Raw genomic sequence first — 19,138 nt, 5'->3', positions numbered from 1 at the left:
TTGGAGCGGGAAAAGAGATTCGAACTCTCGACCCCAACCTTGGCAAGGTTATGCTCTACCACTGAGCTATTCCCGCTAATTATCAATTAACTATCGTCAGTTGATGAAGGCGTATTATACGCAGTTTTTCTTACCTGTCAACACTTACGTTAAAAAAAAGTAAAGTTAGCAAAACAGGCATGTCATCCAACTGCATAGATATGTTATAACAGTTTCTTATAATATGCATTCCAAAAAATTTGCATGAGATAAATAGGCTGGAATACTCATTATAATTCACTTCAACCATAAAAGATTATCAGTACTTATAAGGATAAAAAATGACACAACAATATACCATCGCCGATTATTTGTTTGATCGTGTCGCAGAAGCGGGTGCCTCTGAGATATTTGGCGTACCTGGTGATTTCAACTTAACATTTTTAGACAATATTCTTGCCTCTGACAAGCTGCGCTGGGTGGGCAATACCAATGAGCTAAATGCTGGCTATGCTGCGGATGGCTACGCACGTGAGCGTGGGTTTGCGGCTATGGTCACGACTTTTGGTGTGGGGGAGTTGTCAGCGATTAATGCGACGGCAGGCTCTTTTGCTGAGTACGCGCCTGTATTGCATGTTGTGGGAGCGCCAAGTACCGCTCTACAAGACTCAAAGCGCCGTATTCATCACTCGCTTGGTGATGGCGTATTCAATCACTTCATTAAAATGGTAGAGCCAGTGACCGTGGCACGGGCGCAAATCACACCAGAAAACGCGGCCTCAGAGATTGATCGTGTCATTCGCTTGATTCTTAAGAAACATCGTCCTGGCTATCTGCTGTTATCACCTGATGTGGCAAAAATGCCCATTTACCCACCAACCACGAAGCTGATTGACAGCCAAGAAGATATCACCAGCCAAGCGGCATTGGCAGATTTCAAGCAAGCGCTTATAGCGTTTTTACCGAACAAAACCACGACGCTTATGGCAGATTTGATGGTGCATCGTTTAGGGTTGCAAAATCAGCTTAAAGCACTGATTGCTGATACGGATATTCCTTATACCACGCTGTCTTGGGGTAAAACGCTACTTGACGAAAACAGTAATCGTTGGGCAGGAACTTATGCAGGCGTCGCCTCACGTCCTGTGGTCAAGGACGTAGTAGAAAACTGTGAGTGCCTGATCAAAATAGGGGTGCAATATACGGATACAACTACGGCAGGGTTCAGTCAAGATATCAACGAAGATGTGGTCGTAGATTTGCATTATGAGCGGGCGTCAATCAGTGGTCAGAATTTTGCACCGATTGCGCTAAAAGATGCGTTGCAAGTCTTGCATGAAGTCATGACCTCTGGCATCAAAATCGTGCCAAAACCTTTCTGTGAGCCTGTCAATCCTCATGAGCAAAACGGCAAAGACGATGAGGCCATCCGCCAAGACGATCTGTGGCACATTATTGCAGAGCACTTAGATCATAATAACTTGGTTTTCTCTGAACAAGGAACGGCATACTTTGGTATTAGTGATGTGCGTTTGCCACAGGGTGTTACGTCTTACGGGCAACCAATGTGGGGTTCGATTGGCTACACGCTGCCCGCAAGTTTGGGTGCTGCCATTGCCTCGCCAGACAAGCGAAGTGTGTTGCTGATTGGTGATGGTTCTGCCTTACTCACTATTCAAGAAATCGCAGTGATGATCCAAGAGCGTACCAATCCAGTCATCGTGTTGATTAATAATGATGGCTACACGGTAGAGCGTGCAATTCATGGTGAAAATCAAGCTTACAATGATATTCCTAAATGCAATTGGCAGTTGATGCCACAAGCTTTTGGTGCCACTGAAGAAAACAGCTTGATGATCAAAGTAGAGACCGCTGGCGAGTTGAAAGCAGCACTCGAAAAAGCAGCAGTGACCACGGATAAGTTGGTGATGTTAGAAGTCATCGCCGACAAGCATGATATCCCGCCATTATTAGCAGACATCAGCGCGGCACTAAAGCCTTCTTAAATGAATAGCAGTGCATAAAGGAAATTAGCTTTTATATCAATTTTCTTTAGTTTTTAGACAGTGAAAGCCCTATTTGGCATGATGCCAAGTAGGGATTTTTTTGTATTTTAGGATTCTCATTATTTATTATCAGCTATTTTGTTCTGTGCGTTCATTATCGTGATAAATTAAGCGATTGATATGCGACAGGAGAGAACGCATCATGATTTGGCTAAAAATGCTTATTGGTGCCTTGATGGTATTGGCGATTCAGTTATTTGCACAAACTCGATTTTTCTATTTGGCGGCACTTGCGCCGCTTTTTCCCACGTTTACTTTGATCAGCCATTTCATTGTTGGTACCGAGCGTAGCCCTGCTGATTTAAAAGTCGCCTTGATATTTAGCATGCTCGGCGTCATACCTCATCTTATCTATACTTTTGTGGTGTTTTTTAGCATTGGCTATGTCAGCTTATATAAAGCATTAATGCTAGGGGTGGTCGCTTGGATGGTTGCTGCCGCTATTTTAGTGCTTACGTGGCAATACATACAAGCATAGCCAGTATTGAAGAGAGCGTCTAAAATAGTATGAGAAATAGCGCCAACTGTATTTAAAGTCCTTAAAACATGTCATCAAACTCACTTGTATTATCATGATTAAAATGAGAGCAAGTATTAGTAAAAATCTTTATAGATAGTTTTTATAGACATGATAGTAGATGTTATTCTTAATGATATTTTTAGGATAGTTAATCCTCTATAAAAGAGTGACAGTGCCAACCTCGCTTGAAGTATTAAATATACAGCTACACTCGGTTGCCTCGACTTTTTTTAAACTGAATCAACATATATTCAGATGTGGAGTTTACTAGTAAAGGTAAAAGATTAAATTGTAATATTTTCGCACCAACTTAATTCATCACCATTGATAAAAATAGGGCTTAAAAAAAGATGGATACCTTAAATATCCTATATCTCGTAGGAGCATTGTTAATTTTTGCCAGTATTATGGCCAGTACATTGTCAGCGCGCTTGGGCGTTCCATTGTTACTATTGTTTTTGATAGTAGGCATGTTGGCTGGCGAGCAAGGTATTTTAGGGATTGAGTTTTCTCAATACGCGTTGGCCAATTTCGTCGGGCAGGCAGCTTTAGCTTGTATCTTGCTAGATGGTGGTCTACGTACTTCTTTTAAGTCATTTAGAGTTGGACTCAAGCCAGCGATTACGCTAGCCACATGGGGCGTGCTAGCCACGGTCATGGTGCTCGGGGTATTCGTTACTTGGTTGCTCGATGTCGATTGGCGCTTTGGTCTATTGATGGCGGCTATCGTTGGTTCGACCGATGCGGCAGCGGTATTTTCTCTATTACGTAATGGCGGTGTCAAGCTCAATGATCGCGTCCAAGCAACCCTTGAGCTGGAGTCGGGTGGCAACGATCCATTGGCTATTTTATTAGTCACTGGTTTGATAGCCTTAAATGTTGATCCGAATGGTCAGAGCGTACTTGGATTTTTGGGTTTGCTGTTGCAGCAGTTGGGCGTTGGTTTGGGTATGGGTTTGCTCTTTGGTTATTTGCTATCACGGCTATTGCCCAAGGTGCATTTGGCAGAGGGTATGTATGCTATTTTGATACTGTCTGCGGGCTTGGCCGTTTTTGCGGCTACCAACATGTTAGGCGGTAGTGGGTTTTTGGCGGTATACCTCACGGGTGTCATGATTGGCAATCATAAAGTGCGCTCGACTGAGCATGTGATGCGAGTCATGGATAGCTTTGCATGGTTATCACAAGCGGTGCTTTTTGTCGTACTAGGGCTACTAGTCACACCCTCGAATGTTCTCAATGTCTGGCACTATTCAGTAGCGATAGCGGCCTTTATGATCTTCGTTGCTCGTCCTATCGCCGTATATACCAGCGTCAAACCATTCAAATTTAAAGACAGAGAAATTGGCTTTATTTCTTGGGTTGGACTGCGTGGCGCGGTACCTATTACATTGGCTCTCTTACCGGTGATGGCAGGCATAGACAATGCCTTTATGCTGTTCGATATTGCTTTTGGCGTGGTCGTTGTGTCTTTGATTTTGCAAGGAACGACCATTCCTATCATGGCGAATTTGTTTAAGGTACGTATTCCAACGAATAAAGACCCAAAAGAAGAACACGAAGTTTGGGTGTCCGATAAAGCCAGTATTACTTTATATGAGTTCGAAGTTCAATCAGGCGCTTTCGCTATCGGTCGACATCCCTTAGAGATATCTAAACGTGTCAACCCTGATGAGATTCGTATTTTTGCACTGGTACGTGGACAGCAGATTGTCGTTACTGATGAAGAGACGAAGCTGAAATTTGGTGATAGCGTTTGGTATGCGATGCGAGGCAATCACGCCAGCAAGATTGCCAAAATCTTTAATGACACGACTTTGAATCATAAAGCGATTGATGACTTTTATGGAGATTGGCTGCTATCACCCAGTGTCAAGCTCGGCGATTTGCCATTTTTTACTGGAGCGATGACGTCTGAATCTCTAGTGGATAATCTAAAGCCAAAGCCTAAAGATGGCTCAAAAAGCATGTGGGATCAGACGGTCGCTGAGTATGTAAAGCAACGTTTGGATACTGCACCAGTCTCTGGTGACACTGTCGTAATAAGCGATGAGTGGTCATTGGTCATCAAAGAAGTCGATGACAAAGGCAGACTGCGAACCATTGGCTTAAAACACCGAGAGCTACCAACAGCAGTTTAGTTGTGTGCAGTGATTTTTTATAATAAATTCATCATTTTGTTCAAAAAATCAGCAATGTGTTTGTGCTGGTTCTGCCGATACGCCCAATGGTGCTCGACGGCATAACTGGCTTCTTCTCGCAGTAATATTTTCATCAAACCTTCTCTTTCGTACCGCATGGCTAGGTCACGAGGCAAGTAGCCAACATGGTGACCGGCCAGAATCAACTGTGCAGTAGCCTCCATATGATACGTCGTGGCGCTTAATGTTTTGGGGCGTACATGATGGATGCTGACATCAGTAATATAGCCTCTTTTTATCCACGGATGGTTTTGTTCTAAGTCCTCTAATGTCAAACCTTCTGAATTGTAAAATAACCGGTGCTCGCGTCCGCAGCAAACGACCTGTCTCTCTACAAATGCTGGCTTAAACGTCAGTAGTGGTGGAAAGCTGCCAAAATAACCGACCCCAATATCACTTTCGTTACTGAGCAGTTTCTCTAACATGCTTTCAGGGCTTTGTACGTCGATAGAAAAATGTATCAGTGGATTGTTACGGTAGCTGTTCGCAAGCCGTTGTCGAAGCACGTCATAAAAAAACTTGGGCATTTGATCGGTTAGGCACAGTCTAATATGACCGCCATGAACAGAGTCTAGTTGCTGAATATAATGCAGCTGATGTTGAAAGTTAGCGACCGATTCGGTAAAGGCCACACAAGCCTCATAAACCGCTGCGCCATCTTCTGTCAGCTTAAATCCTGCGCGACCACGATGGCATAATGTCATGCCCAAACGGTCTTCTAGATGTGTTAGATGACCGCTAATCACCGAAGGTGTGACATTTAGGCGCGTCTGAGCTGCTGTCACCCCTTGAGAGTCTACGATGGCCATAAAGCTACGTAGGGTTTTTACATCTATTTTTATCAACTCATCTAATATCAAGATCCATCCTCCGATAAATACTCTCTTCAACAAACTTCTGCTAATAACGTATAAGTCTGCTTTACTACGAAAATTCAGAAGTTTACTTCTAAATTTTACCATGGTTTGCTGTCTTATATTTAGGTATTGTCAAGGGTATGTAGCAAATTGTGTATTTTAATTAACAGGTAATAAGGACGTGATTTATGAGCTTCAATCAGCCACTAAGCGGTAACGAAATGCCAAGATTTGGCGGTTTCGCCACTATGATGCGTCTGCCAACTCAGGCAGATGCCGAAGGGTTAGATGTCGCGTTTGTAGGTGTGCCTTTAGATATCGGTGCATCGAACCGTAGCGGTGCGAGACTAGGCCCAAGACAGATTCGTGATGAGTCACGCATGATTCGTCCTTACAATGTAGCCACTCGTGCTGCCCCTTTTGAATCCTTACAAGTCGCTGATATTGGTGATGTACCTATCAATACTTTTAACCTCCTAAAAAGCGTCGATATCATCGAAAAATTCTATACCGATAAAATCGTTAAACACGGCGCGATTCCACTGACGTTGGGTGGCGATCATACCATCGCACTTCCTATCCTACGCGCACTTGCCAAAAAACACGGCCCTGTCGGTATGGTGCATATCGATGCTCATGCGGATATCAATGATGATATGTTTGGCGAAAAAATCGCCCACGGCACACCGTTTCGCCGTGCTGTCGAAGAAAACCTAATCGATGGCAACCGTGTGGTTCAGATTGGTCTGCGTGGTACAGGTTATAGTGCTGAAGAGTTTGACTGGTCAACCGAGCAGGGATTTCGCGTTGTGCCTGCTGAGGAGTGTTGGTACAAGTCATTGGCCCCGCTGATGGCAGAAGTACGTGAAAAACTAGGTGACGGTCCTGTCTATCTAAGCTTTGATATTGATGGTATTGACCCTGCATTTGCACCTGGTACTGGTACTGCGGAAATCGGTGGTCTGACGTCTACTCAAGGTATCGAAATCATTCGTGGTATGCGCGGTCTAGATGTAGTCGGCGGTGATTTGGTTGAAGTATCACCACCTTATGATCCATTTGGTAACACCTCTGTACTGGCTGCGAACTTATTGTTTGAGATGCTATGTATCCTACCGGGTGTGCGTTATGACGATAAGGTTAAAGCTGTTTATTAGTAGAGTGTCTTGCGACGATAACCATAAGGGGAGGGGTATTCGTTCTCTCTTATTGGTTAAATTAGGAGCATAGGGTAGCTATCCAAATATGGTATATGACCGGATAGCTGCATCGTCACCAGGGCAATTGGCTTGCTGGTATTAATACAACTCGGTTAAGGAAGATGCTCATGAGTAAACCTTCTTCATTTTTTGGTCAAGATACGCTATCTCCAAATGAGGCTGGACACAGTTTAGGTTCGATTGGTACGTTTGCACTGTGGTTCGGTGCCAATATCGTCGTCACGACTATTTTAACTGGGATGTTATTAGTACCTGATTTACGGTTTACCACGGCTATAACGACGGTACTCATTGGCTCATTAATCGGTGCCATTCCGCTACTCTTAGTTGGTCTGATGGGTCAGCGAACTGGTCTACCTTCGATGGCCCTAACGCGTAGAGCTTATGGGCCGTTGGGTAGTCAGTTGATTTCACTGGTCAATATGGGTGTGCTCATCGCGTGGAGCTGTATTCAGGCTTTGCTCGCTGGCATGAGCCTGAATTATGCAGTGGAAGCCACAACAGGTTATAGCAATCTGCCATTATTTGTCATTCTGTGTGAGACAGTCGTGGTGTTGATTGTATTACGTGGTCATCTTGGTATTGAACTTGTCGAACGCTGGGCTGCATTAGCAATGGCAGGTCTTACCGTGGTGGTGCTCTATCAGTTAAATCAGCATTATGATGTGTCTACACTGTTTGAGATGCCAGTTGAGTCGCGTAATGGTATTACGCTAGGTATCGCTTTTGATATCGTTATCGCCACTGCATTTTCTTGGATGTCTTCGGCAGCTGACTACAATCGCAATTGTAAGACATCTAAAATCGCAGTATGGGGTACTTACTTTGGTTATATCATAGCGGCCATCGTTGCCATGGGCTTGGGTGCGACAATCTCAGGGCTCTCTATCCTAAACGGCATGGAGCAGACTTACGATCCGACTCGCTTGCTCGCTGAATTTGGTTTTGGTTTGCCAGCCGCATTGGTTATTTTCTTCTCAGTCATGACAACCAATGTGATGGCAGTGTATAGCGCAACGCTATCATGCATGAACATCGCGCCTAATATGAGCTTTTGGAAACCTGCACTTATCATTGGTTTGGTCACTATTTTTGGTGCATTGATTCCTGGTATTTTAGATCAGTTCCAAAACTTCCTGTTAATCGTCGGTGCACTGTTCATCCCAGCATTCTCAGTCATGATTGTTGATTACTATCTTGTTGGTCAAGAGGGCTATACAGAAAAGCTGCTTGACTCTACTAAGCAATTGGGCCGTCCTACTGCAAAAATTGCTATCGCGTCCTACATAATGGGTGCAGCGCTTGCCGCTTACTGGACCTTGATAGCACCGCCATCTTTTGGGGCCTCGTTACCCGTCTTTATCATCACGGGTGGACTCTACTGGTTAGGTGCTACTTTATTCACTCGTCCTAATAGTGCGATCACTTCTGCTCAAAAGGAGCCTTCATTATGAGATTGATGATTGCTCAAACGGATCCTTTATGGGCTGAGCCTACTTTTAATTTAGCAGTATTGGAGTCACTCTGTCGCTTAGCAGCAGAAGCTAAAGTGGATTTATTGGCCCTGCCAGAGCTAGCATTTACAGGCTACAACATCTTTGAGCGCCTTGATGATCTCGCTGAAGCGATCGACGGTCCAATCGTCACCGAAGCTGCCAAGCTTGCTGATAAATACAACGTGCATTTGCTATTTGGTCTGGCTGAGCAGGGGGCTAATGGTGAGTTTAGCAACGCTGCTGTATTGTTAGATGACAACGGTCAGCACCTTGCCACTTATCATAAGCGACATTTATGGGATCGCGAAAATGACTTCTTTGCCGCAGGCAAGCAATCTTGTGTGGTGGATACTCGATTCGGTAAATTAGGATTGATGATTTGCTATGACAATGAGTTTCCAGAAGTAGCAAGAGAGCTGGCGCAAGCAGGGGCGCAAATCATATTATCACCTACGGCAAATATGTTGCCAAATGCAGAGCGGCAGGTACTACAAATCCGCGCTCGAGCAATGGACAATCAGTGCTTTGTTGCTTGTATCAACCGCTCAGGTGTGGAAGAAACGCTCCATTTCTGTGGCAATAGCATCGTTGCTGGTCCTGATGGTGAGGTGCTCGGCCGACTTGGTTTAGCAGCTGGCACCATGATAGTAGATATCGATCTCGCCTGCATCGATGAGAGTCGCACGCACCAAAACTATCTTAAGGACCTGCGTGTTCTTAAGGGTACTCATGTCGTTAATGGAGCGGACTCATGAGTGAGCAATCATTACCACGTATTAAACCAGAAAACTGGTATCGAACGACTACCCTCAGTGATGGTATTACGCTCATCGATGAGCCGTGGATTAAGCCATTTTTTCGCTGTAATCTGTGGCACGTGCGAGGCAGTCAGCGAGATTTATTAGTAGATTTTGGCTTAGGTGCTGTACCATTGCGCCGCCACGTCGCTCTGCTCGCTGATCGCGATATTGTTGGTGTTGCCAGTCATACGCATTTTGACCATATTGGCGCGGCAAATGAGTTTGAATGCTGTCATGTACATTCTGCTGAAGCCCATATTCTCGCTGAGCCAGACAACGCTCGCACCTTGGCTGATATGTTTGTCAATGATGAGATGTTTGATGCGCTACCTCCTGAGCCTTATGCTCATTGTGGCTATAAAATCGCTGCCCCAGCGAAAATTATGCAACTTGAGGATGGGGATGTGATTGACTTGGGCAATCGTCAATTTGAAGTAATTCATACGCCTGGTCACTCCCCAGGTGGTATCGCCTTGTGGGAAGCTGCTAGCGAAACTTTGATTTCTGGTGATCTTATCTATGACGGTCCATTAATTGAGGATACTTGGCACAGCAATATGTCTGATTATGCCAAGAGTATGCGCCGCTTAAATGCATTGCCTGTACGAGTTGTTCACGGTGGTCACTTCCCTAGTTTTTCAGGCAAACGTTTAAACGTCATGATTGATGATTGGTTACGGCACCATGATTTATGATTGATAGCATTTAAGAAATATTTAAAAAAATCGCGAACCAATATAAAAATCTTAACTTAATACTTATTATATTTTTCAGGATGAAAAACTCATGACCCAATTGACGCAAATGTCTTCTGACGTATCTACAGTCCCATCTCTAACCTGCGGTGAGCTGCTAGTACAATGGCTAGAATATTATGGTGTAGAGACTGTATTTGGCATCCCAGGTGTGCACACAGTAGAGCTGTATCGCGGCCTGCCCAATACCGATATCCGTCACGTGACACCGCGTCATGAGCAAGGCGCTGGGTTTATGGCTGACGGCTACTACCGTGCTTCTGGAAAGATTGGGGTTTGTTTTATTATTACCGGCCCTGGTATGACCAATATCATGACAGCGATGGCACAGGCACTTGCTGATTCTATACCGATGCTAGTGATATCTAGTGTGAATAAAGTAAAAGATACGGGCAGTGAGGAAGGGCATTTACATGAGTTACATGACCAGCAGGGCATGGTCAGTAAAGTTGCACTTACTAGCAAGACCATCTGGCAACCAGAAGCGCTACCGAAAGTCATCGCAGAAGCCTTTGCTTTATTTAATGGTGCGCGTCCGGGACCGGTTCACATTCAGTTGCCTATTGATGTCATCACTGCCGATGCCAGCCACGTGGCCAAGCCGCCTAGCATAAACGACTCTAAAGCTAGCCAAGCTAATCATGTTGCTCTAACGCTACCACAAGTCATGAGACCACTTCCTAATCCTGCGCAGCTTGATTTAATCGTTGAGACGTTAAAATCAGCAAAGAATCCCGTTTTACTTTATGGTGGCGGCTGCGTTGATGTCGATAGTTCGGCACAGAAACTAGCAGAGCTGATTGATGCACCGACATTTCTGACGATTAATGCTAAAGGTCTATTACCACCTACTCATCCATTGAGCTTAGGCAGCAACCAGTCATTAGCGGCAGGTCGAGCCGTTATCACCGAGGCTGATTTGGTATTGGCCATTGGCACTGAGCTTGGGGAGACGGACTATGATGTCTTCTTTAATGGCGAGTTTAAAATCAATGGCACGTTGATTCGTATCGACTGTGATGCTCAGCAACTGCATCGTCCTTTTAGAGCCGACATCGCAGTATTGTCCGATGCGCAAATGGCCGTTAGCGGACTCTGTAAACGTCTAGAAAGTCAGAAGTTGGATAATCAAGCAGCAGTGCGAGTCGCTGAGGCAAAACAGGCATTGTTAGCAGATATGACGCCAGAATTCGCTGGTCAAAATGCACTGCTTCAACTTATTCGCGATGAAGTGAAAGACGTCATCTTCGTTGGTGACTCGACACAAACTGTCTATAGTGGCAATCTTGGCTTTGAAGCATTGGCGACCCGTAGATGGTTTAACTCATCGACAGGATTTGGCACGTTAGGTTATGGCTTGCCCGCTGCTATTGGAGCGATGGTTGGCTCAAAATCGCCAGTGGTCAGCCTAATGGGTGATGGTGGAATTCAGTTTACCATTGCAGAACTCATCTGCGCCGCCGAGCTTGAGCTACCATTGATTGTCCTGCTATGGAACAACCAAGGTTATGGTGAAATTCGCCGTTATATGGAAGAGGGTGGTTTGCCATTGATTGGTGTCAATATTAAGACACCGAACTTTGAACCTTTAGCAGCAGGATTTGGTGCCGGATATCGTAGAATTACTGACAAACAGCAATTGCTAGAAGCTTTGCAACAAGACATCGAAGGTAAGCAGCCTATTATCTATGAGATTGACGAAACCGATGCATTTGTCGCTGAGATGGGGAAGAGCTTTACCTGCTTTAGTTGATGGTAATGGCTTAAGCTGACGATAATGATTTAAATGTACTAAAGGCTAGTTACTCAAGGAACAACGTCTGTAATGTTAAATGCTCACCACTCGTCTAATAGTTTGAATGCATCGCAGGCGAGCTTGTTAGCAGACTTAGTGACCGTTGCTGGCGCGCCCAATGTAATGACAAAGCCCAGCCAACAGCAGTCTTATGTACAAGGTGCTATAGAAGCGAGTGCGGATAATGTGTTGGCTGTTGTGACACCAGACAGTTTAGTAACTCTATGGCGTGTCATTAATCTTTGTGCAGCAGCGGATACGATTATTATCGCTCAAGCGGCCAACACTGGGCTAACAGGTGGCTCAACACCTTATGGTGAGTATGATAGACCACTGGTGGTTATCTCGATGCAGTCATTGAACGGTGTGCACTTACTGAATGATGCAAAAGAGCTGATAGCTTTACCAGCGGCGACCTTGCAGCAATTAGAGTCTACCCTTGCGCCTTTGGGGCGTGAGCCGCATTCCGTATTGGGCTCTAGTTGTGTTGGCGCATCGGTGATTGGCGGAATCTGTAATAGCTCGGGTGGAATGCTAGTGCAACGTGGTCCTGCGTATACCGAGATGTCATTGTTTGCTAAACGCAATGCTTCAGGACAGTTTGAGTTAATCAACCATTTAGGGGTTGATTTAGGTACACATCCAGAGGAGATACTTGAAAACCTACAAGCGGGCAGATTCGAAAGAGACTCAGATAGCCTAAGCAATGGAAAAGCCTGTACCAACCATCAGTATCAACACAAAGTACGTGATTGCGAAGCGGACACACCTGCTAGATTTAACAATGACCCCAATGGGCTGTATGAAGCGTCTGGTTCAGCAGGCAAGGTCATCATATTTGCTGTGCGGGTGGCGACCTTTGCCAAACCGACACAAGAGCAAACATTCTACATCTCGACCAATGACGCAGATACTTTGACCACGCTCAGGCAACAGTGGCTAAAAAGTGAATTGAACCTGCCTGTATTGGCAGAGTATATGCACAAAGACTATAACGACATCACAATACGTTATGGTCGCGATACTTGCTTAAGCATGCGAAAGCTCCCTGCTAGCAAGATAGGCGAGTTATATCGGCTACAAATGAAGATTGGTTATTATTTGGATAAATGGCGATTGCCACAGACTTTGCCTGACCGTGTGCTACAGATGGCTAGCGTTTTTATGCCGCCATCATTGCCAAAACCCTTGGCTAAGCAATCGCAAGCATATCGCTATCATTTGATTATCAAAGTGGCAAATGGTTGTGACAATGGGAAAGGTAATGATGACGGCAACGATAGCGCCAGTCATCAACATATTGCCGCAGCGCAAGCATTTTTACAGTTGCATATGCAGCAGAATGAGGGCGCATTGCATCTTTGTATTGAACAAGAAGCGCAAGCGTTATTGGTGTTTCGTAGTGCTGCCACGGCTGCTATGTTCCGTTATCACAATCTCAACCACACAGAGTTTGGTGAGCTGTTGTCTACCGATATTGCCTTGCCACGGAATGCCGTAGATTGGGATGAGTCTTTGCCTAACCACTTGCAAGAACAGGTAAGCAAGACCTTTTATTTAGGGCATTTTTTCTGCCATGTCATGCATCAAGACTACCTGCTACATCCTGAAGTAGATTCAAAAAAATTCAAGGATGACATACTGGCGTTTTATGATCAGCGTCATATCGAGTATCCTGCTGAGCACAATGTGGGCCATGTATATACCGCCAAACCTGCATTACATTCTTTTTATAAAAAACTAGATCCAACCAATTCGCTTAACCCCGGTATTGGTCAGACAGAAAAATGGAAAAACTGGCAATCATCGCCCATTAAGGAGAAGTGAAATGACAAACTATATGGATAAGTCGCAGCAACCGATTTTAGGGAATAATACTGTCGATCCAGAAACGCCAAAAGCAGGACAGTGGCGTGCGGCCATGTGGAAGTTTTTATTGTTTTCAGCACTAGGTATTGCGCTATTTATCATACCGTTTCAGTGGGATGGTAAGGTCACGATTTTATTGGGTGTGTTGACCGATACGCTACAAGCCGCGTTAGGCGGATTTGTGGTCTATATCGCAATGGCGATCGTATCGATTTCCTTCATAGGGGCTTTGGCGGTCAAAATATTAAAACCCACTTTGCATGAAGAGTCACCAGTAAAAAAGCTCTTTGATGTAGATTGGTTTTGGTTAGCCACTCGCTTCTTGGGCATGTTGTTTGTTTGGATGATTTTTTTACAAGTTGGCCCCGAGTTTATTATCAATCGTAATACCGGCGGTGTCATTTTTGAAGACTTGATTCCTATTCTGATTCCTTTATTTTTCTTTGCTATTTTATCGCTGCCATTTTTGACTGATTTTGGCTTGATGGAGTTTTTGGGAACGCTTGCCAGTAAAGTATTTATCAAGCTTTTCAAACTGCCAGGTCGTTCTGCAGTCGATGCGATGTCTTCTTGGTTTGGCGCAGCTTCTATTGGATTGCTGGTCACCATGCAAGAGTATGACAAGAGTTTCTATAGCCAGCGCGAAGCAGCCGTCATTGCCACGACTTTTTCGGTGACGTCTATTGCCTTTACCTATGTAGTCGCAAAAACCATCGGCGTAGATAATAATTTCGTCTACTTTTATCTGACCATTGCTTTGACAGGTTTCATCGCTGCGATCATCATGCCGCGCATACCGCCATTGTCACGCAAGCCTGATACATATCATTCGGGCAAAAGCATGCTAGATGAAGGTATTCCTGCTGAGTATTCAACTTATCAATGGGCAGTGAACCGTGCGGTGACTCGTGCGCACTCTATGCCTAGCTTAGGTCAGGTGTTCAAACGCAGTGTAAACAATTTGTTCGATATCTATTTTGGTCTAATCCCTGTGATTTTTGCTATCGGTACGATTGGCCTTGGTTTAGCAGAGTACACGCCTGTCTTTAACTGGTTAGCGACGCCGCTAGTACCTTTGCTTGAATGGTTACAGATTCCAGAAGCAGCAAAAGCGGCACCTGCCATGATTATGGGCTTTGCGGATATGTATTTGCCAGCCTTGGTGGGTAAAAGTATCGAGAGTGAGATGACACGATTTATCGTTGGCGCCTGTTCTATTACGCAGATTATTTATATGTCTGAAGTGGGCGCGCTGATTTTAAAATCTAACATTAAGCTTAATGTCTTAGAGCTATTCTTGATCTTTATGCTTCGTACCATTATTAGCTTGGTGGTGATTACTTCTGTGGCACATCTGCTGTATTAGGAACGCGTACAATATTGATAATGTATCTAGCCTAAGCAAATAATCGGTTTTTTCTGTAGTCAGATAAGCCGATTATTTTGCTAAGCATATTACGAGCGCCAGACATAAAAACCTTATATTAATAAAAAAATATCCATATAACAGCAGATGCAGACAATTTTATAAAAAATAAAAGGCAATTAACCATGATGGAAACGATGAACTCTAAGGGTATAACCAGAGAAAGCGCCATACAAACCGTCCAAGATGAAGTGATGCTGAACGCTGCTTATATTGATGGAGACTGGATTACGATTGAAGCGCCTACGGCCGACTCTAAAAAAACCAACGCTGATGAAAATAGCTCTGATAAAAATAGTTCTGACGAAACTAGCCTTGATGTAACAAACAACTGTGCCTTGTATGATTCACATTTTGGCGAAATCATCACCACCACTCGTTTGTGTACCCAAGCTCATGTAGATATGGCAGTCAACGCTGCTAGCCAAGCATATCCGTCTTGGTCACAAACCACGGTAAACGAACGCGCGGGTTATCTCAATGCCATTGCAGATACGATGGAGCAGCAGTTCGATACGTTGGTTGGATTGTCTGTATTAAATAATGGTAAGCCAATCGAAGAAGCAAAAATAGATGTGAGCGATGCTATTGCCTGCTATCGTTATTATGCCAATCTCATCATAAAACAAGCGACTTTGTCTGAGGTGCTTACCAGTGAGTCGAGCATACGCTTGCTAAAAACCTATGCGCCTGTTGGTATTTGCGCACTCATCGTACCTTGGAATTTTCCAATGGTTACGACTGCTTGGAAGGTAGCGCCAGCCATAGCGGCAGGTTGCACTGTGATCTTAAAACCATCTGAGGTGACATTATTGCCAGAGCTGATGTTAGGCAATATTTTATCTGAGATAGGACTGCCAAAAGGGGTGGTCAATATCTTACCCGGAGCAGCCGAAGTAGGGGCTGCCATGACCAGTCATCCGCTAATTGATAAAGTTTCCTTTACCGGCAGCAACGTAATTGGAGAAAAGGTCATGAGCCAAGCGGCAAAAGGTATCAAAGATATCAGCCTGGAGCTTGGTGGTAAGTCTGCCATTGTCGTATGTGCCGATGCAGATATCGACTACGCTTGTGATTTAATCATCGGTGGTATATTTACCAATGCTGGTCAAATATGTTCAGCGACTTCAAGGTTGCTCGTTCATGAAGACATTGCTCAACCATTATTTGAAACGTTGAAGGTCAAGACAGAAAGCCTAAAAATTGGTGATGGCTTTGCTGTGGATACACAAATGGGGCCAATGGTTAGCGAGCAACAGTTAAATCAGGTCAAAAAATACTTTGATATTGCAGTGAATGAAAATCTTGAGTGTTTGACGGGCGGTGAGATAGTAGAGGGGTCAGGATACTTTGCAACCCCAACGATTTATACAGACGTACCAGTAACCAGTCAGTTATGGATAGAAGAGATCTTTGGACCAGTATTGGTATGTAAAACCTTTGCAGAGGAAGCAGAAGCGATTACCTTAGCCAACGACAGTAAGTTCGCCTTGGCAGCTTCTATTGTCAGTGCTGATGAAACTCAAGCATTGGAGATGGCATTACAAATTCAAGCAGGTCATATCTGGATTAATGAGCAACAAATCGTGTTGCCTGAAACTGGGTGGGGCGGGTTTAAACAAAGTGGTATCGGACGTGAGCTAGGCGTAGATGGCTTATCTGCGTATCAGAAAAGCAAGCATGTGTTATTGCCGTATTAGCATTGCTTGATTAAACAAGTGGGATTTTTCAGGCTAACGATTAATCGTTAGCCTAATTTTTATTGCGTAAAGTAACTTTACTAGACTAGAGTCATCATTCGAGATAAAATTGAGCAATCATTCAAATTTATTGCTGTGCTCATACTTATATGAAGCCATGGCTGTTGCAATGGAAAAACTATGTCACGTACTGCACTTTATAATCGTCATGACTCCTTAGAACGAGCCTTAAAGCTTTTTTGGCAAAAAGGTTTTCATGCTACCTCTTTAAAAGACATAGAATTAGCGCTCGATATGCGTCCGGGCAGTATTTATGCTGCATTTGGTAGTAAAGATGGCTTGTTCCAAGAAGCTTTAGATTATTATGCTCGCTCAGGGTTGACTGAGCTTGAACGTATATTGAGTCAGCAGCCATCTCCTTTGTTGGGATTGGCAGCTTACTTACGTCAGCTTGGTGGTATTCGTGACAAAGAGTTGCCAAGTCGAGCGTGTATGCTAGTCAAAAGCTTGCTAGAACTGGGCGCCCGTGAGCAAGCGGCACTACAAAAAGTAGAGATGCTGCTGGCAGGTATGGAAACACGTTTTGTAGGTTACTTTACCGAAGCGCAGCGGCTGGGTGAGATGGATAGCGAGTTAGATCCGCTAAGACTAGCACGCCGTTTACAGGCCGAAGTGATGGGGCTGCGAGCTTTTGCACAGCGTGATGTAGACAGTGCAGCAGTACATGCATTGGCTGAAGATATGGCACTCTCCATAGAAGCGCTACGTATCGATGAACATGCTACTGTTTAATCTTTATACTATCAAAAACTGATATCGTTAAAATCGATTTTACTAGAAATTTATACCACTAAAAACTAATATCACTAGAAGTGAACGCCATAAAAAAGGGTTGTAGAGGAACTGTATAGTCTCGGGCTACACAATTCCTCTACAACCCTTAACGTTATAAAGCCAACCATCATTCAGATGACTTAGTCTGGCATGTCAGCCAATTGTTGCAAAATGCTCTTATAATTTTCAATACCTTGAGCACCGCTGATGAGATGCCGCTCATTGAAAACCATAGATGGCACACTTTGAATGCCCTGTTGTTGCCAGTGTTGTTTCTCTTTTTCTACTGCTGCAGCAAAACGCTGGTCTTCTAAGACCGCTAATGCTTCGCTGCGATCCAATCCGATATCTGCTGCGACACTTGCAAGTACGGTACTGTCAGCTACGTTTCTATTATCGACGAAGTGTGCGACGAACAATACTTGTTTTAGGTCGTGCATACGTCCTTGCTGATCGGCCCAATACAGCAACTGATGCGTATTAAAAGTATTGTAAGTACGAAACTCATCGGTAAACTGAAAATTAAACCCAGCTTCTGCACCTGCTGCTGTCATTCTAGCTCGGTTCTCTTTAATGTCCTCAGCAGTTGTACCATACTTCTCCATAATATGCTCACGATAGTTTCGTCCTTCGTGCGGCGTATTAGGATTTAACTCAAATGGGTGCCAGTGAATCTCGTGCGGAGTGTTGGTCTGTTTTAATGCCTCGGCTAGTTGACTATAACCGATAGCGCACCAAGGGCACACAACGTCTGACACAATGTCTATTCGTAAGGGTTTTTTTGCCTGTTCCATAGTATCTCTCATTAGCGATAAATTAAAATGAAAAACTGCTGCCCGAAGATGTTTCGAACAACAGTATGAAAACATCAAATGAACTGTGTCAGCGTTAGCTGAAAAACGTATTAGTCAGCTTTGTGCCATTCAAATTTTTGGAATGGTTTGTCGATTGGTGTATTAGCTAGGTGGTTCGTGTAGTTGCTCATTACTTTTTGAGCAGCACCAAGAATAACTTCAAGAATCTGACGCTTAGTGTAGCCTGCATCTAAAAACGCTTGAACAGCGCTGTCATCAACGTTACCACGATTACGGACTACAGATAGTGTGAAGGTACGCAATGCTTCCAATTTTTCAGTTGGTAGTGGCGTTTCATCACGTAATGCATCAGTGATAGCGTCATCTACTTTCATGCTCTTAGCAATACCAGTATGTGCAGGTACACAGTAATGGCAAGCATGTTCAACGTTGATAGTTTGCCATACCACAGTGGTTTCTTCATCATCAAAGCTGCTGTCTAAAAACAGTTGATGTAGACGTTGATAGCCTTCGAGCAAGCCAGGTGCTTCAGCCATTACAGCGTGTAGGTTAGGTACCATACCAAATGCTTTGATAGAAGAATCAAGTAAGTCTTTGCTTTCTGCTGGGGCTGTGTCTTTGTCGTGTAGAGTAAAATCAGTCATATTAAAACCTTTTATTCATTATTAATAAATTGTTGTAAAGTAAGTGTGCAAGTGACTAAAGAAACAAACATTTATTTGAGCGAACACTCATATTAATAAATGATATTTTCGTGAGTCGCTTAACAACTGCAACCACTATAATTCATTTTGAGCAATCGTTC

General features: G+C 44.1%; 15 protein-coding genes and 1 tRNA gene. 12 read left to right on the top strand and 4 right to left on the bottom strand.

The window, feature by feature from the left end:
• Window position 1 precedes the first annotated feature (1 nt).
• Window positions 2-76: transfer RNA gene (locus tag IPZ60_RS05360), tRNA-Gly, on the bottom strand.
• A gap of 244 nt (window positions 77-320) precedes the next feature.
• Here IPZ60_RS05360 and IPZ60_RS05355 point away from each other — a divergent pair.
• From IPZ60_RS05355 to IPZ60_RS05345, 3 genes are all read left to right on the top strand, one after another.
• The gene (locus IPZ60_RS05355) at window positions 321-1,985 is read left to right on the top strand and encodes an alpha-keto acid decarboxylase family protein (protein WP_194196803.1); all 1,665 of its coding nucleotides are present in this window, start codon (window positions 321-323) and stop codon (window positions 1,983-1,985) included.
• Window positions 1,986-2,187: 202 nt separating this feature from the next.
• Complete coding sequence (locus IPZ60_RS05350) at window positions 2,188-2,523, top strand: GlpM family protein (RefSeq protein ID WP_194196802.1); 336 nt, start codon at window positions 2,188-2,190, stop codon at window positions 2,521-2,523.
• A 392-nt stretch (window positions 2,524-2,915) separates the two neighbouring features.
• A complete protein-coding gene (locus IPZ60_RS05345) occupies window positions 2,916-4,706 on the top strand; it encodes a potassium/proton antiporter (protein ID WP_194196801.1) in 1,791 nt (596 codons plus the stop codon).
• Window positions 4,707-4,723: 17 nt separating this feature from the next.
• Here the strand turns inward: IPZ60_RS05345 and IPZ60_RS05340 are convergent, their stop codons facing one another.
• Complete coding sequence (locus IPZ60_RS05340) at window positions 4,724-5,626, bottom strand: LysR family transcriptional regulator (RefSeq protein WP_227669227.1); 903 nt, start codon at window positions 5,624-5,626, stop codon at window positions 4,724-4,726.
• 185 nt (window positions 5,627-5,811) lie between these two features.
• Between IPZ60_RS05340 and speB the strand changes: the two genes are divergently transcribed.
• From speB to IPZ60_RS05295, 9 genes are all read left to right on the top strand, one after another.
• A complete protein-coding gene (gene speB, locus IPZ60_RS05335; protein WP_194196800.1) occupies window positions 5,812-6,780 on the top strand; it encodes an agmatinase in 969 nt (322 codons plus the stop codon).
• Window positions 6,781-6,950: 170 nt separating this feature from the next.
• Window positions 6,951-8,297, top strand: coding sequence for a cytosine permease (locus IPZ60_RS05330; RefSeq protein ID WP_194196799.1), 1,347 nt, complete (start codon window positions 6,951-6,953; stop codon window positions 8,295-8,297).
• A complete protein-coding gene (locus tag IPZ60_RS05325; RefSeq protein ID WP_194196798.1) occupies window positions 8,294-9,094 on the top strand; it encodes a carbon-nitrogen hydrolase family protein in 801 nt (266 codons plus the stop codon). Before IPZ60_RS05330 ends, IPZ60_RS05325 begins: the two co-directional genes overlap by 4 nt.
• On the top strand, window positions 9,091-9,834 hold the full coding sequence (locus tag IPZ60_RS05320; RefSeq protein ID WP_194196797.1) for an MBL fold metallo-hydrolase: 744 nt from the start codon (window positions 9,091-9,093) through the stop codon (window positions 9,832-9,834). Before IPZ60_RS05325 ends, IPZ60_RS05320 begins: the two co-directional genes overlap by 4 nt.
• Before the next feature lie 91 nt (window positions 9,835-9,925).
• On the top strand, window positions 9,926-11,647 hold the full coding sequence (locus IPZ60_RS05315) for a 5-guanidino-2-oxopentanoate decarboxylase (RefSeq protein WP_194196796.1): 1,722 nt from the start codon (window positions 9,926-9,928) through the stop codon (window positions 11,645-11,647).
• Between the two features lie 72 nt (window positions 11,648-11,719).
• Window positions 11,720-13,516 carry a D-lactate dehydrogenase gene (gene dld, locus IPZ60_RS05310; protein WP_194196795.1) on the top strand — a complete coding sequence of 599 codons (1,797 nt, stop codon included), beginning with the start codon at window positions 11,720-11,722 and terminating at the stop codon, window positions 13,514-13,516.
• Between the two features lies 1 nt (window position 13,517).
• Complete coding sequence (locus IPZ60_RS05305) at window positions 13,518-14,924, top strand: YjiH family protein (protein WP_194196794.1); 1,407 nt, start codon at window positions 13,518-13,520, stop codon at window positions 14,922-14,924.
• A 185-nt stretch (window positions 14,925-15,109) separates the two neighbouring features.
• Window positions 15,110-16,684: an aldehyde dehydrogenase family protein gene (locus tag IPZ60_RS05300; RefSeq protein WP_194196793.1), complete on the top strand. Its 1,575-nt coding sequence runs from the start codon at window positions 15,110-15,112 to the stop codon at window positions 16,682-16,684.
• Window positions 16,685-16,864: 180 nt separating this feature from the next.
• Window positions 16,865-17,476: a TetR/AcrR family transcriptional regulator gene (locus IPZ60_RS05295; RefSeq protein ID WP_194196792.1), complete on the top strand. Its 612-nt coding sequence runs from the start codon at window positions 16,865-16,867 to the stop codon at window positions 17,474-17,476.
• A 182-nt stretch (window positions 17,477-17,658) separates the two neighbouring features.
• Here IPZ60_RS05295 and IPZ60_RS05290 read toward each other — a convergent pair whose 3' ends face one another.
• Both IPZ60_RS05290 and IPZ60_RS05285 read right to left on the bottom strand, forming a co-directional pair.
• Window positions 17,659-18,312 (bottom strand): DsbA family protein, encoded by a 654-nt coding sequence (locus IPZ60_RS05290; RefSeq protein ID WP_194196791.1) that lies wholly within the window; start codon window positions 18,310-18,312, stop codon window positions 17,659-17,661.
• Between the two features lie 110 nt (window positions 18,313-18,422).
• On the bottom strand, window positions 18,423-18,977 hold the full coding sequence (locus IPZ60_RS05285; protein ID WP_194196790.1) for a carboxymuconolactone decarboxylase family protein: 555 nt from the start codon (window positions 18,975-18,977) through the stop codon (window positions 18,423-18,425).
• Window positions 18,978-19,138 lie beyond the last annotated feature (161 nt).

Source organism: Psychrobacter sp. NG25, assembly GCF_015234355.1.
Lineage (GTDB): Bacteria > Pseudomonadota > Gammaproteobacteria > Pseudomonadales > Moraxellaceae > Psychrobacter.
This window is presented reverse-complemented; position numbering and strand designations above follow the sequence as displayed.

Bases quoted from the DNA above. Each gene is read 5' to 3' on its own strand.
- IPZ60_RS05355 (WP_194196803.1), top strand. From the start codon at position 321: ATGACACAACAATATACCATCGCCGATTATTTGTTTGATCGTGTCGCA.
- IPZ60_RS05350 (WP_194196802.1), top strand. From the start codon at position 2,188: ATGATTTGGCTAAAAATGCTTATTGGTGCCTTGATGGTATTGGCGATT.
- IPZ60_RS05345 (WP_194196801.1), top strand. From the start codon at position 2,916: ATGGATACCTTAAATATCCTATATCTCGTAGGAGCATTGTTAATTTTT.
- speB (WP_194196800.1), top strand. From the start codon at position 5,812: ATGAGCTTCAATCAGCCACTAAGCGGTAACGAAATGCCAAGATTTGGC.
- IPZ60_RS05330 (WP_194196799.1), top strand. From the start codon at position 6,951: ATGAGTAAACCTTCTTCATTTTTTGGTCAAGATACGCTATCTCCAAAT.
- IPZ60_RS05325 (WP_194196798.1), top strand. From the start codon at position 8,294: ATGAGATTGATGATTGCTCAAACGGATCCTTTATGGGCTGAGCCTACT.
- IPZ60_RS05320 (WP_194196797.1), top strand. From the start codon at position 9,091: ATGAGTGAGCAATCATTACCACGTATTAAACCAGAAAACTGGTATCGA.
- IPZ60_RS05315 (WP_194196796.1), top strand. From the start codon at position 9,926: ATGACCCAATTGACGCAAATGTCTTCTGACGTATCTACAGTCCCATCT.
- dld (WP_194196795.1), top strand. From the start codon at position 11,720: ATGTTAAATGCTCACCACTCGTCTAATAGTTTGAATGCATCGCAGGCG.
- IPZ60_RS05305 (WP_194196794.1), top strand. From the start codon at position 13,518: ATGACAAACTATATGGATAAGTCGCAGCAACCGATTTTAGGGAATAAT.
- IPZ60_RS05300 (WP_194196793.1), top strand. From the start codon at position 15,110: ATGATGGAAACGATGAACTCTAAGGGTATAACCAGAGAAAGCGCCATA.
- IPZ60_RS05295 (WP_194196792.1), top strand. From the start codon at position 16,865: ATGTCACGTACTGCACTTTATAATCGTCATGACTCCTTAGAACGAGCC.
- IPZ60_RS05290 (WP_194196791.1), bottom strand. From the start codon at position 18,312: ATGGAACAGGCAAAAAAACCCTTACGAATAGACATTGTGTCAGACGTT.
- IPZ60_RS05285 (WP_194196790.1), bottom strand. From the start codon at position 18,977: ATGACTGATTTTACTCTACACGACAAAGACACAGCCCCAGCAGAAAGC.